Annotated in this window: 11 protein-coding genes; 5 read left to right on the forward strand and 6 right to left on the reverse strand. The window is 33.5% G+C overall.

Features of this window, described 5'->3' with window-relative positions; all coding sequences use genetic code 11:
* The first annotated feature begins 233 nt into the window (after positions 1 to 233).
* Entirely contained in the window at positions 234 to 1,313 is a 1,080-nt protein-coding gene (locus GIY83_RS22055; RefSeq protein ID WP_194617749.1) for a cell wall metabolism sensor histidine kinase WalK, read from the forward strand.
* Between the two features lie 170 nt (positions 1,314 to 1,483).
* Entirely contained in the window at positions 1,484 to 2,779 is a 1,296-nt protein-coding gene (locus tag GIY83_RS22060) for a porin (protein WP_194617750.1), read from the forward strand.
* 1 nt (position 2,780) lies between these two features.
* On the opposite strand, the gene GIY83_RS22065 is transcribed toward GIY83_RS22060, so the two are convergent.
* From GIY83_RS22065 to GIY83_RS22085, 5 genes are all read right to left on the reverse strand, one after another.
* Positions 2,781 to 3,851 carry a glycosyltransferase gene (locus tag GIY83_RS22065; RefSeq protein WP_194617751.1) on the reverse strand — a complete coding sequence of 357 codons (1,071 nt, stop codon included), beginning with the start codon at positions 3,849 to 3,851 and terminating at the stop codon, positions 2,781 to 2,783.
* Between the two features lie 227 nt (positions 3,852 to 4,078).
* Positions 4,079 to 4,624, reverse strand: a complete 546-nt coding sequence (locus GIY83_RS22070) for a hypothetical protein (RefSeq protein WP_194617752.1) — start codon at positions 4,622 to 4,624, stop codon at positions 4,079 to 4,081.
* Positions 4,625 to 4,688: 64 nt separating this feature from the next.
* The gene (locus tag GIY83_RS22075; protein WP_208683474.1) at positions 4,689 to 8,120 is read right to left on the reverse strand and encodes a hypothetical protein; all 3,432 of its coding nucleotides are present in this window, start codon (positions 8,118 to 8,120) and stop codon (positions 4,689 to 4,691) included.
* Positions 8,121 to 8,210: 90 nt separating this feature from the next.
* Complete coding sequence (locus GIY83_RS22080; protein ID WP_194617754.1) at positions 8,211 to 8,381, reverse strand: hypothetical protein; 171 nt, start codon at positions 8,379 to 8,381, stop codon at positions 8,211 to 8,213.
* 45 nt (positions 8,382 to 8,426) lie between these two features.
* Positions 8,427 to 8,657, reverse strand: coding sequence for a DUF5808 domain-containing protein (locus GIY83_RS22085; protein WP_194617755.1), 231 nt, complete (start codon positions 8,655 to 8,657; stop codon positions 8,427 to 8,429).
* Between the two features lie 420 nt (positions 8,658 to 9,077).
* Between GIY83_RS22085 and GIY83_RS22090 the strand changes: the two genes are divergently transcribed.
* From GIY83_RS22090 to GIY83_RS22100, 3 genes are all read left to right on the forward strand, one after another.
* Complete coding sequence (locus tag GIY83_RS22090; protein WP_229029153.1) at positions 9,078 to 9,368, forward strand: helix-turn-helix domain-containing protein; 291 nt, start codon at positions 9,078 to 9,080, stop codon at positions 9,366 to 9,368.
* 38 nt (positions 9,369 to 9,406) lie between these two features.
* Complete coding sequence (locus GIY83_RS22095) at positions 9,407 to 10,468, forward strand: AraC family transcriptional regulator (protein ID WP_208683476.1); 1,062 nt, start codon at positions 9,407 to 9,409, stop codon at positions 10,466 to 10,468.
* 113 nt (positions 10,469 to 10,581) lie between these two features.
* Positions 10,582 to 12,759, forward strand: coding sequence for a TonB-dependent receptor domain-containing protein (locus GIY83_RS22100; protein ID WP_208683478.1), 2,178 nt, complete (start codon positions 10,582 to 10,584; stop codon positions 12,757 to 12,759).
* Positions 12,760 to 12,835: 76 nt separating this feature from the next.
* Here GIY83_RS22100 and GIY83_RS22105 read toward each other — a convergent pair whose 3' ends face one another.
* A complete protein-coding gene (locus GIY83_RS22105; RefSeq protein ID WP_194617759.1) occupies positions 12,836 to 14,098 on the reverse strand; it encodes an aspartate kinase in 1,263 nt (420 codons plus the stop codon).
* Positions 14,099 to 14,172 lie beyond the last annotated feature (74 nt).

Genomic DNA, 14,172 nt, shown 5'->3' on the forward strand with positions numbered 1-14,172 from the left:
AACCATAAAGAGATTAAGTTAAATAAGACTTAAGCTGATTTTGATTGTTTGAAACAGAAACATAATAATAAATTTAAACCATATAAGAAATTGAAGTTCCTGTGATCTTCTATTTCTTATATGGTTTTTGAGTTCAAATATTAATTCTTTATAAAAATGCATTAAACCCAAGAGAAACTTAATTTTTCTTAATTTCTTAATGGTTCATTATTTAAAAAGCCTAGCTGTTTCAAATGAAAATTAATTTTAAAAAAACATACAAATTTGCTGTAAAGTCGGCATTATATATAAGTCTTTTTGGGACAGGATTTGTGCTGATCCTGATGAATTTATTCTATAAAAATCAGCTGAAACATCAGGTTGCATTTGGGACAATCTTTATTATTTCGATTTATATTTTCTCATTTCTGGTGTTACAATATCGTGTAGAACGCTTTATTTATCGAAGAGTAAAAAAAATCTACGATGAGGTTTCCTTATTAGAATCAACAACACTTATCAATCAGCCCATAACTACAGATATGGAAACCCTTTCACGTGAAGTGAAAAAGTTTGCTACCGATAAAAAGCTGGAAATCGAAATGCTTGAAATTCGTGAACAATATCGCAGGGAGTTTTTAGGGAACGTTTCGCATGAACTTAAAACGCCTTTGTTTACCGTTCAGGGTTATGTTTCGACTTTGCTTGATGGTGCAATGGATGATAAAACCATTCGAAAAAAATATTTAAAACGTGCCGAAAAAGGAGTGGAGCGTCTTATATATATAGTAGAAGATCTGGATATGATTACCAAATTAGAATCAGGAGACCTGGATTTGAATATGACTGATTTTAATATTGTCGAACTGATTCAGAATGTGTTTGATTTGTTGGAAATGAAAGCCGACAAAAAGAAAATTAAACTCGCTTTTGAAAGTAAAAATGTGCAGTCGGTTATCATTCGTGGAGATCAGGACAGGATTCAGCAAGTTTTAGAGAACCTGATTGTTAATTCTATTAAGTATGGTAAAGACGGAGGTTTAACAGAAGTTGGTGTTGTAAACTTAACCAAGAAAAAAGTTTTAATCCGCATTAGTGATAACGGAGAAGGTGTTGAAAAACAAAATATTCCAAGACTTTTCGAACGTTTTTACAGAGTCGATAAAAGCGGAACCCGTTCAGAAGGTGGTTCTGGTCTGGGATTGGCCATTGTAAAACATATTATCGAAGCTCATAAAGAGAAAGTATATGTAGAAAGTGAATTTGGTATTGGATCTGAGTTTTCTTTTACACTTGAAAAAGCGCATAAAACCATAAAAGCAGAAGTTAAATAATTGTAAGCTGATTGCGGCGAACTGCTGTAAAACATGGCGTTTTAACAATTAATCAAACTACGGAAAAACTTCGTAACATTAAATTTTTATTATAGTAACATCCTGTTAATGATTTCTTAACATTGATGCTACATCTTTGTACCCTGAAATTAAGGGATATTAGAGAAAGGATGATAAAAAGAAAATTGGTTGCCGTTTTATTGCTGTTAAATTTTGCAGCAAATGCTCAGGATTTGAATAAACAGGATGTAAAAAACGAAGTAATGCGTATTTTAGATTCTATCAACAAAGCGAAACTTCCGGATACTAAATCTGGCGGAGGAGTTGAAGAACACTGGTATGACAGAATCTCTTTAAGAGGTTATGCACAAATACGCTACAATGGTCTTTTCTCAACAAATGATAAAGTTTCCTGCGATCAGTGTGATAAATCCTGGGGAACAACATCAACAGATCCGGATGCAAAAGCAAACAACGGATTATTTATTCGACGTGCACGTTTAGTGTTTTCAGGACAAGTACATCCTAATGTGTTTTTTTATTTTCAGCCTGATTTTGCCAGTTCGCCAAGTACGGGAATCCAGAATTTTGTTCAGATTCGTGATTTGTATTTTGATCTTTCTTTTGATAAGAAAAGAGAATATCGCGTTCGTGTTGGGCAAAGTAAGATTCCGTATGGTTTCGAAAACATGCAGTCAAGTTCTGTACGCTTAGCGTTAGACCGTAATGATGCAATGAATAGTGCGATATTAAACGAACGTGATTTAGGAATATTCTTTTATTGGGCTCCAGCCGAAATCAGAGAGCGTTTTGCCATGTTGGTAAAAGACGGTTTTAAAGGTTCAGGCGATTATGGTGTTTTTGCCTTTGGAGTTTACAACGGACAAATTGCCAATAAACTTGATGGTAACAGAGATTTGAATGTTGTCGCAAGAGCAACGTATCCTTTTGTAATAGGCAGTCAGATTATCGAACCCGGAATTCAGGCTTATACAGGAAAATGGGCTTTTACCGGCGAAATTTCACCGGGAGTAAAAGTAAATGATCCGCAATATGTAAAGGATCAAAGGGTAGGAGCGACTTTTGTTTTATATCCAAGACCTTTCGGAATCCAGACAGAATATAATATTGGTACAGGACCGCGATACAATACGGTAACTAATGCTGTTGACGAAACAGACTTAAACGGAGGTTATGTTTTACTAAATTATAAATTAGATATCAAAAAGCAACACATATATCCTTTTGCCAAATTTCAATATTATGATGGAGGAAAAAAATACGAAAAAGACGCCAGAAGTTATGTCGTTAGAGATTATGAAATTGGTATAGAATGGCAGCCAATTAAAGCTTTTGAGTTTACAGCAGAATATGTCATTGCTGATAGAACTTTCGAAGACAGTGTGCTGCCAATCAACCGTCAGCAAGGAAATTTATTACGCTTGCAAGCGCAGTTTAATTTCTAAACTAATCTTCGAAAACGGTAAACAAAGAATCCCAATCGATATCTTCGTTGAACTGAGTTAAACCTTTAAACGACTTTACTTTTGAAAGATCTTCAATGGTAAAGTCGTTTTGTAATGCGTACGGTACCAGATTTTCTTCCTGAAGTTTTATCGCCAGATATTCCTGCTCATATTGCCCCGGAGTTGGAATAAAAAAAGCTTTCTTGCCCAATTTTGCCAAATCCATTACGGTAGTATAACCAGAACGGCATAAAACAAAATCACTTTCGTTAAAAGTTTGTTCCAGTTGTTTTGAGTTCATGAAATTGTAATACGTTACATTTCCTACCTGCCATTTGGTTTGGGTTTTATCAATAATACCTTGTACAAAAACTACTTTACCCTGGTAATTAGCTACTTCTTTTTGTAATTTTTCGTCCAAATAAGTGCGCTGAGGTTCAGGCCCGGACAAAATCACCATCAAATCATATAATTTTGGTGTTTCCTTTTTGCGCATTCGGCTCAAAGGACCAATGTATTTTAAGTTAAGGTGATTTGTTTTAAGGTGACCTAAATCGCCGGTTAAATTTACCTTTTCATTAGTATCAGGAACCCAGCATTCGTTATATTTTTTTATAATGTATTGATGGCATTTACTGGTAAACCAGGTTGTATTTCCTGTCATCACATTCAATTGATGGGTCATAAAAACAGATGGGATTTTTTTACTGAAAACTCCCAATCGATTATCCGAAATAATACCGTCAATTCCATGTTTTTTGATCCAGCGGTTGACCATTTTTTTCTCGTCCAGGATAGCAACGATCATTTTAGGAAGGCTTTTGATCAATTTCCATTTAAAGTTTTTGCCATTTTTAGCATATTCAATATGATAAGAAGGCAATTCAAGCGTTTGTATGTATGGAAACTCCTTGCGTAATAACGCCAAGGCAATCCCATCAGAAGCTATAATTGGGATGAAATTTTTTTCCTGAAGCGCTTTTATAATAGGGATACATCTTGTGGCATGGCCTAATCCCCAGTTTAATGGAGCAACTAAAATTGTTTTGTTCGCAGAATAGTCAATGCTCATAGTTTAACGCTTTTTAAAAACGAAGATAAAGAAATAAGCTTTTTATGTTATTTCGTACATATTACTAAATTATTAACTCTGATTTAAGCTTCTAAGTTTCTAAGCCTCTAAGATGCTAAGTTTTTTGCTTGTTAAATAAAAAAAACCGAACTATAGTTCGGTTTTTTATTAATCTTAGCGCCTTAGAAACTTAGTAGCTTAGTAGCTTAGTATCTCAGTATCTTTAACTAATCCTGAATGTATGTTTTGTTTCCGTTTTTATTAATGTAGTATTTGCCGCCTTTTGGTCCCGTATATACTTTTTTCCCGTTGTATTCCCCTGTAACTTTATCAGCTACTTTAGGAGCTTTCTCTGTAGTTTCTTTTAGTGTTTTAGTAGCTGTTTTTTTAGTTGCCGTGGCATCTTTCTTGGCTACAGTTGCTTTAGTTTCAGCTTTTTTTGCATCGGCTTTAGCACTTTCTCCTGCTGCAGTTGCTTTTTTTGCGGCTTTTGTAGCATCGCTTTTAGCTTTAGCGGCTTCTTTGTCAGCTGCTTTTTTTGTTGCTGCGGCACTTTCTTTTTTGGCTGCTGCCGAAGCATCGGTAGCATCTTTAGCTGCTTTTTTTGATTTTGCAGCTTCTTTTTTCGCATCGGCTTTTGCTTTGTCTGCCTCAGATTTAGCTTTTTTAGCCGTAGCTTCAGTTTTGCTTTTAGCAGCTTTAGTGGCAGTTTCCTGAGCGTAGAAATTGGTAGATAAAACCACCATTAAACAAAGTAATAATAATTTTTTCATAGGGTTACGTATTTAAATTTCAAATTAAAATTAATCAATTTATTAATACGTTTTTCGTAAAGTGTTAAAAATAAGCGCGAAGCTGTATGTTGCCGTTATGAACAACGGATCCCGTCTCACTTTTTCTTCCCTGATAGTTTAAATTTACATCCAGAAACTGAGTTAAGTTCTTCTGTAAAAGCAATTTCCAGACTAAATTTTGCCCTTCCTGAAGTCCTTCAAGCATCTGAAATCCTACCGATGAAAATTCATTTCCGTTAAACTTATTCTGGTAAAAAGAAAACTCTCCATTCAGAGTGACTTTTTTCTCGCCAGCAAATGAAAACGAAGTTCCGAGTCTGTTTTGAACAAGAGTTTCTAAATCTCCAATTTGATTTTCTTTGTTCTGAAATTCGTAAAAGAAATCTAAACTGGTATTTTTAGAAAACAAATAACTAATTTTTGGTGCGACCTGATAACCTTTTAGGTCATAGTTTTTTTCGACAAAATCTTCAGAAACCAGGTTGGTACTAATCGTTTTGGTGAAGAAATTAAATAACCAGCTTTTTTTATACAAATGCGTATACTGCAATTGATTTGAACTGTTTCTAACATTTTGTGATCCTATCGAAAGTAAATTTTTTCCTTTATTAATAAGGTAGGTATAGGTTACAGAATGCTTTTGCTTTCCGCGATTATAATACAAACTATTCCTAAAACTCGAATTTAATCCTAGTATGTTTTCTTCAGATGAATCAAACGGATTGAGTTCTAAACGTTCGCCCTGGCTTTTTACCTTTCGATCCATAATAAAGGAAGTTTGATTGTAAAAATAAGAAGCGATTTTTTTAAAACCCGTTTCGTTTTGCCATTGCAGCGGATTAAGAGCAACAGATTGTGAAAATTTATTCTGATTGGTTTTGATGTAAACCTGGTTGGGCAGAAAGATTCGAACATATTTGGCCTGATCTGGGAACGCGGCAATCTCAAACTCTTCCAATTCCTGAATTCCGTTGCCATTATAGTCGTTCCAGGCATAAACACCCTGACCCGTTGGCACTTCAACATACGTAAATTCCTGCTGCGCAATGGTCCCTGAGCTTGTTTCGTAAGCCGTACCAATTTGCATGAATTGGTTAAAGAATCGATCGTTGTAAAGGATTCTTGAATTTAAGGATGGTTCGTTTTTTCGGGATGAATTGGTGAAATCTAAATTACGGTAACTGGCATAAACGGCTAAATCTGTTGTTTTATTCTGGATCAATTTCGATTTCAAATAATAAGTTTGCGAATTGTTTACGTGCTGCAAGAATCCGTTTTGCAAACTATCGTTTCGGCGTTGCAAATAACCTAATTCTACAAAAACTCTGGTACTGTCACCACGCCCAATAAATGCTCCGTATTCTGTGAATCTTTGGCTTAAAGCCGAAAACTGACTGCTAACTTTATCCCGTTGCTGATTGTCCTCAAGTTGCATGCTGGCACCAATCCAGTTTTTGCCAAAATGATATTTGGTTCTGGTTTGATTTCTGATAAATTTTGAAGTAGAACTTGTTGCATCACTCTTCATAAAACTCCCCTGATTTTCTATCGTCCAGTTCTTTAATTTGAATAAAGCAGTCGTGGTATGTCTTGCTCCGGAATAACTTTCGGTATAATCTAATTTTTCGAACTGATAAGTAAACAGACCAATATTTGAGGTTTGTTTTTTAGCAAATAAATCAAAATTGAATCCCGTCACCAATAAACTCTGATTGCCATAAAGTGTTTCATTCAAGTTCCAGTCCCTGTTGAATTCTATATTATACAATCGCTCGACAGATCTAAAATCTTCCTGAACAAGCTGGTAATTTGCAAAAGCATCTAAAGTCCATTCGCGGGTAAAAAGACGTTTTTTAATATTAGTTTTAAGCGCAATTCCGCTATTGTCTCCATCGTCAATTTTCGAAAATAAATTTTTATCGTTGTTGCTTATGGCAATTTCAAAGTCTACAAGAGTTTTTTCATCAGGATTGTATTTTCCTAAAAAAGTAGCCACTTGCAATTTTATTGGAGCAACTAATTGTACGATAGGTTCGTAATTTCCTTGTAAAACGCCGCTTACCGGAGCAACATATTGATAAATGCGTTCTACCGAGTTGTTGTTTTGAATGATATAATTTCCGAGATTATTACCCATAAGGCTAAACTTTACATTGTATAAAACATTGCTCGGATCATTTGAGTATTCGTATGCTTCTACCGAATTGACCAATATTTTTTTATATAAAATTTTATTATCTGCATAGGAATCTTCGTAAGCAGAAGGCGCTTTCATTAAATTAGGATCATCACCCGCCTGACTTAAAATCTCAACCTGCCCGGTAGAAAGATTTTGTTGCAAAGGCTGATTTTTCATGTCATTTTCAGAATAAATATAACCGGCAAAACTCCAGTTTTTATTTTCGTGCGTTGCACCGGCGTAAGTAACCAAACGATTATAGTTTCTTTCAGAATATTGATATTCTACATTAATACGCATTTCTGATGTAATCGTAAAAAGAGAAGTAAAAGTAATTTCTCCGGCATTATAATCAATAACATAATCGTTGTTTTCGCCACGTTTTAGCAAAATACCATTGACATAAACACGTTCTGATCCTGAAATTACCAAAACATACAATTCGCCATTTTGCCCTTTTAATTTATAAGGTCCCTGATTTCCTTCCTGCCCTGTAAAAGTGCTTTTAGCATATTGACCTTTAACAAAAGCGACTGATGCAAAAATATTGGTTTTGCTTTCTTCATCTCCAAAATTAAAACTGGTCGAAAGTCCCTGTACTTTTTTATTAAAGTTTAGAAATTGGGTTTTTCTATTTTCTAAAAAAACATCGCCGGCCCGAATGTTCCAGTCGTCGCTAAAAAGTTCGATAAAAATATTGTCAAATTGATCCAGCTTTTGCGAATAGCCGCCATCCTGAAGCGGAATGTTATTGTCCTGCAGCGACGCCCGAAGACTAATTTTATCGGATATTTTTCCCGTAATCTGAAGATCTAAATTAGAGTTTAAAACCGTATTTTGATTATTTCCAACCGTAACGCCGCGGGTAATGCTTCCTGATGTTACTAAGCCATCAAACGGAGTGACTTTTTTGGTGCTGATATTATCAATTCGGTACAATCTCTCAGAACCAACATCATTGGTTACCACCTGATCTGATTTGTAAAGACTGTATTCTTTGGTCAGGAAATCGGGATATTTTAAATAATTTACAACTAAAGTATCCAAAACTGAACCTGCTTTTTCATTTAAAATCAAAGTTCCTTTTTGAAAATTAACTTTATAAAAAGTACTATCTATAGGTTGATTTTTAGTGTTTAGAATTTCAAAAAAGCCCGAATTAATACTGAATTGCTCAAGATGAATGGTATCCCGGCTTACAATTACTTTTTTCGTTTTGTACGATGATTCCGTTTCCTGTGCCTGAAGCCCGGAATACCAGATAAAAACCGTTAAAAACAGTAATTTTTTCAACATAAATACTTTAACTCTAAAAAATCAAAAGTAGTATTTATAATTGGGAAATTCCGGGTCTCTAATTTGTTGTTTGAATGTGTGTGTTTTGAGCTATTTTCCGCTTTTTATCTGACTGAACATCGAGATAGAAATTAATAATGCTAATACAATAGAGGTTCCGGCTTTTATCATATTGCCGGTATGATCCGGGCTAAAAAAAAAGTAAGCTAAATACAGACAGCTTACAATAGCCATGCTATATTTGAATATAAAGAATTTCATGTTGTAATGAATATTAATCAGGAGTAATTACCCGGTTTTTTGAATTTAATTATTGGCGTGTTCTGCCAGAATAAGAAGAATTGCAATTATAATCAAGGCTATAAAAACAGAATTTGGATTGGCAAAATTAATCGTCCAGCCCAATTCTTTTATTTTTTTGGGAGGAAATAATCTATTGTCTTTTGGATTATAATAAAACATTCCCCAAATCCAGTTATCGGGATCGTTGTTCCATTCGTTTTGGTTTTCCTGATCAGGTTTATTGTTAATCCCCATGATTTTTTAGCGCTTTAAAATTATTACTACTAACCAATTTTGCAGATATATTTTTAACGATGCTTTTTTGAAAACCGATAGCCCAGCGCAATAATTATTATTAGAAGACATAAAAACAATGTTGGATTACTCATATTCTTTAGATTTTAGGGTTTAAATTTTTAATACATATTACCTGATTTCAGGTAATATGTACTTGTTTTTTGGAAAGTCTAAATTACTGTTTTGTAAGGTTTTTTATTATGTGATTATCGGGTATTTTAATAAGTAATTTATACATATTTTTTTATTTAAAAATAATTGATCTTTTGTGAGTATATTTTTATAAAACCGTCCTCTATTTGATTATAAGGAAAAATACCATAAAATATGAATATTGTTGTAGGTAATAAACTTAAAATACTTCGAAAGAACAAAAACATGTCGCAAGAAGAAGTGGCAGACTGTCTTCATATATCCCAATCAGCATATGCAAGGATGGAAAGTGGCGAGAGCAGTTCATGGTCAAATCATATTTTAACCATCTGTAAAATTTTTGGGATCACTCCTGAAGACTTATTAAAAGTAGATCTGAATAATAAGGGAATATCTTCTATTAATAATGCAGATCAATTGTCAGATCAGATCATCGAGCAATACGAGGAACGTATCAAAGAGCTGAAAAAAATGATTAAAGATTTGAAGGAGGATAAAAAATCGTTAAAGTCATAATTTTTTTTAGCTTTGTGAGAATAAAACAAACTTAAATTATGGATACCAGCAAAGAACTCTTATTCTTTTTTAGCGCATTAGGAGTTTTCAACGGAATTATTTTAAGTATTTATTTTTTTTTCTTTACAAAGAAAAAATACCTGACCAATTATTTTCTGGGGGCTCTTTTATTTGCCCTAAGCATCAGAATTGGAAAATCAGTGTTTGTGTATTTTCATCCCACATTACCTAGATTATATTTACAAATTGGGTTAACCGCTTGTTTTTTTATTGGTCCATGTTTGTATTATTTCCTGAAATCGGCTGTTGCCCAAATTAATATAATGCCGAAATCCTGGAAAGGCACACTTTTATTCTGGGCAATATTGATTGTATCGGTAGGAATTGTTTATCCGTATGAATATTATCCTTTGCTTTGGAACCAAATTTTTATTTGGATTATTTATTTTCAATGGTTTGCTTATATTGTTTTCTCCGGTTTTGCGATCAGAGAAATATTGGCAAAAATCGTAAATAGAAAGCACAAAACAACTCCGGCAGAAATGTGGTTCGGGACGATTTTTTGGGGTAATTTTCTGTTGTTCTTTTTTTATTTTCTTGCTATAGTACGTGGTCCGGCAGCTACTTATATTAGTGGAGCAATAGTTTTTTCGTTTATTCTTTATTTAATTATTTCGATTCTTTTACACAGAAAAAAAACGGATGATTTGTTTTTATTAAATGGTCCTAAAACTTCGGGCAAAAAAATAGATTCAGTTGAGGCCAAAATTTTATCCGCAAAACTGGAAAAAATAATGATCGAAAAAGAATGGTATAAAAACTCCAATCTAAGTTTGCTGGATTTATCTCAGGAACTCAACATTTCAAGTCATCAATTGTCGCAGTTTTTAAATAGTAATCTGAATAAGAATTTCACCAGTTTTGTAAATGAGTTCAGGATAAACGAAGCTTGCAAAATCATCACCTCAAATGATAAGCTAACGTTAGAATCTATTGGTTATGATGTAGGTTTTAATTCTAAATCGACATTTTTTGCCGCCTTTAAAAAACATACCGGAACTACACCTTTAAATTATCAACTTCAGGCGTTACAGGCTTAAAGCTTAGTGTGAATTTATAAATTCGTACTCCTGATTTCTGTTTCGATTACTTCACCCTGCAATTTAGAATAGATTTTTGTCTCAACAAAGTCAAATTTTAAATTGCCAAATCTATGAGATTCCCAGTTTCTGTTTTCATTTACACTTATTGCTTTCTTTTTTATGCCTTAGAAATAAAAGCACAATCCAAGCCAACAATTCCCGAGAAAATTACAAATCAAAATAATGAGTTAAATGAAGTTGTGATCAAAAAACAAACTTCATTGGTAAAGTATTCTGCCAACGGAAATCTTGATGTCAATGTCGCTAACACGTTGCTTTCGACAAGTAGTTCTGTCAATGAATTATTGGGCAGGGTTCCGAATGTTATTGTAGCCGAGGGACAAATAAGTGTTCTCGGAAAAGGAGAAGCGATTATTTACCTTAACGGAATTTTGATTAATTACGAACGTTTTGCCGCAATTGCGGTTTCTCAAATTTTAAAAATCGAAGTCATTTCAAATCCATCTTCAAAATACGACGCCGAAGGAAAAGCGGTTATCAATATTATTACCAAAAAAAATATCGAAAACGGTATGATGGGAACGGCGAGTCAGCAAATGACCATTTCTGAGTTTGCTGGAACGAGTACCAATACACTTCTGGATTTTAATTATACAAAAGGCAAATTTTCGTTTATTACTAATTACGGATTGCAATTAGGCAAAGGCCGCGAATTGTTATACACAACCAGAACGCGACCTGATCCAGAGGATTACATGCGATCTGAACTAACTACAGACTGGAAAAGACAGTTTAATAATTATTCGAATTTTGGTTTTGGATTGCAATACACGTTCTCTGAGAAGAATTATATTTCATTGGCCTATAGCGGAAATATTGAAGATTTGGGTGGAGTCGTAGAAAGCCGAAATTCCATCAGTAATAATGTTGGGAATAGTTTTTATGCCACGGATATTGCTAAAAATGATGTATTGCTGAATCAGTTCATTAATCTAAATTATAATGCCATAACAGATAGTAAGGGTTCGTCGTTATTTATAGGAACGCAATACTCTAATTATAACGGAACTACAAAAGATTTTATTGATGAAAATAGTTTGGTTGATGAACGAAATGCTGAAAAGTATTTGAAGAATAATGTTGACAATACAATTGATATTTTAAGCATTCAGGCAGATTATTCTAAAAAGATAAATGAAAATACAAAGCTCGAAACCGGAGCAAAATACAGCAATGCGAAAGTACAATCAGCAACAGATTTCCTGATTTCTGATACAGAAAATGGCGATTTTGAACCTGATAATCAACTTTCGAGTGATTTTAAATACGTTGAAAAAATCAGTGCTGTTTATTTTAATTATGGAAGTTCATTAGGAAAGAAGTTTAATTTTTCTTTTGGTGCCCGAGGCGAATGGACGAGTTATAATTTGTATACTACAGCAAACGGGATTCAGCAATTCAAAAAAAGTTATGGCAATTTTTTCCCTAATGTGTTACTAAATATGGATGTTTCGGATGATTTGAAAGCGCATATCTCGTATGTTTCCAGAATAACAAGGCCCAGATATCAGGGGTTGAATCCGTATGTTATTTATCAGGATCCGTTTACCACTATAGAAGGAAATCCTAATTTATTACCTGAAAAAGTTCATGCCTTTGAAATTGGTGCGATGTACAAAAAGTTCGATTTTAGAATAGGATATTCCTATAAAATCGATCCAATTTCTGGAGCTGCTTTGCGTGGCGATACATCTAACAGTTATATTTTGAGATCATTAAATATAGAAAAAGAACATACTTTTTTCACTTCGCTTTCAAGATCATTTACAAACAAATGGTGGAATTCAACAAATACAATTAGTATGAATTTAAGTAAATCGATCGATAATTTTTATGAATATGCTTTGGGTCCGGTCAAACCTCAAATCTATCTGTATTCGAATAATACATTTACCATTCCGAATCTTTTTAAAGTTCAATTGCTTGCCTGGTATCTTGGCGATAAAAGCTACGGATTACGAAGTGAAAATAGCAGATCGACAGTGACTGTAGGAATCGAAAGAAACTTTTTTAAAGAGGCCCTAAAACTCAATTTTACCGCAAATGATATCTTTCATGACTTTATGGTTTCTGGTAATTATGACGTAGGACAAACCGAAATCTATTATCACAGAACCTATACAACCAATTATTTTAAATTGATTGCCACTTTTAGTTTCGGCAATTCAAAGAAACAGGCTTTTAAGAAAACAGAGATTGAACAAAGCGAAAATAATAGAGCGAGGTAAATAAGAAAGGCTTCACAGTTATGTGAAGCCTTTCTTAATATGTTGAATTTATATAATTAACGTAAATAAAAAAGATTTAGTTATTAATCTCTTTAGTAACAATTTGCATTGTTTCACGGCTTACTTGTTTTAGTAAAACAGTTTTGTTTGCTTCAACAGTTTCGGCCGCATTTTCTGTAAAGTGACGAATCGTATATAAAGTTACATTATCATTATAATCAACTTTGAATTTTTTCGAAAGAATCGCATTCAATTCATTAAAGTTTTCGAATTTATCTTCCACACAAACAGAAAAACTAATTGCTGAATTCTGAATCAGATTCACTTTAATTTTAAATTCATGAAACAAAGCAAAAATTTCGCTGATATTTTCTTCCATAATAAAAGAGAAATCAATTGATGAAAGCGAGATCAAAAGCTGGTTTCTTTTTACAATAAAACAAGGATATTGTGGCTCTAAATCAACACCTTTAGAAACGCAGGTTCCTTTTAATAACGGGTTGATAAACGATTTTACATATAACGGAATTTCTTTTTTCTGTAAGGGCTGCAAAGTTTTTGGGTGAATAACCGTTGCACCGTAAAAAGCCAACTCGATCGCTTCACGATACGAGATTTGGTTCAATAAACTCGCGTTCTCAAAATAACGAGGATCCGCATTCATAACTCCCGGAACATCTTTCCAGATCGTTACACTTTCGGCATTTAAACAATAAGCAAAAATTCCCGCAGTATAATCAGAACCTTCACGGCCAAGAGTAGTGGTGAAGTTATTCTCATCAGCACCTAAAAATCCTTGCGTGATGTTTAATATTTTGCGTTTTACATTTTTGCTGATCAATTGTTGAGTCGTTTCCCAATCCACTTCGGCATCTCTGTAATTAGCATTCGTTTTAATGAAATTACGAACATCCAGCCATTGTGTCTGAATACCTCTGTAATTCATATAATGACTTAAAATAGTAGTCGAAATCAATTCTCCAAAACTTACCACCTGATCGTAAACAAAGTTGTAATTAGGAGACTTATTATGTGCAAGGAAATATTCTAATTCAGAAAACTGCGCTTTTACAGCCGTAAAAACCTCCTGTTTTTCATCCTCAAATAAATCTAATAATATTTGATTGTGATATTTTTTTATTTCCTGTACAGATGAATTTAACTCTGCCGATTTCTCAAAATAATTTTTGATGACAACTTCAAGAGCATTTGTTGTTTTTCCCATCGCCGAAACGACCAAAATCACATCTTCATAACCTACTTTTTGTAAAACGTCATACACGTTTTTAATTCCATCAGCATCTTTAACTGATGCTCCACCAAATTTAAATACTCTCATTTTTAATTTTAGATTTTTAATTTTAGATTTCAGATTGAAATGAAATCTAGTATTTTTTTATTTTCTGCCACAGA

Source organism: Flavobacterium sp. SLB02 (genome assembly GCF_009664855.1).
Lineage (GTDB): Bacteria > Bacteroidota > Bacteroidia > Flavobacteriales > Flavobacteriaceae > Flavobacterium.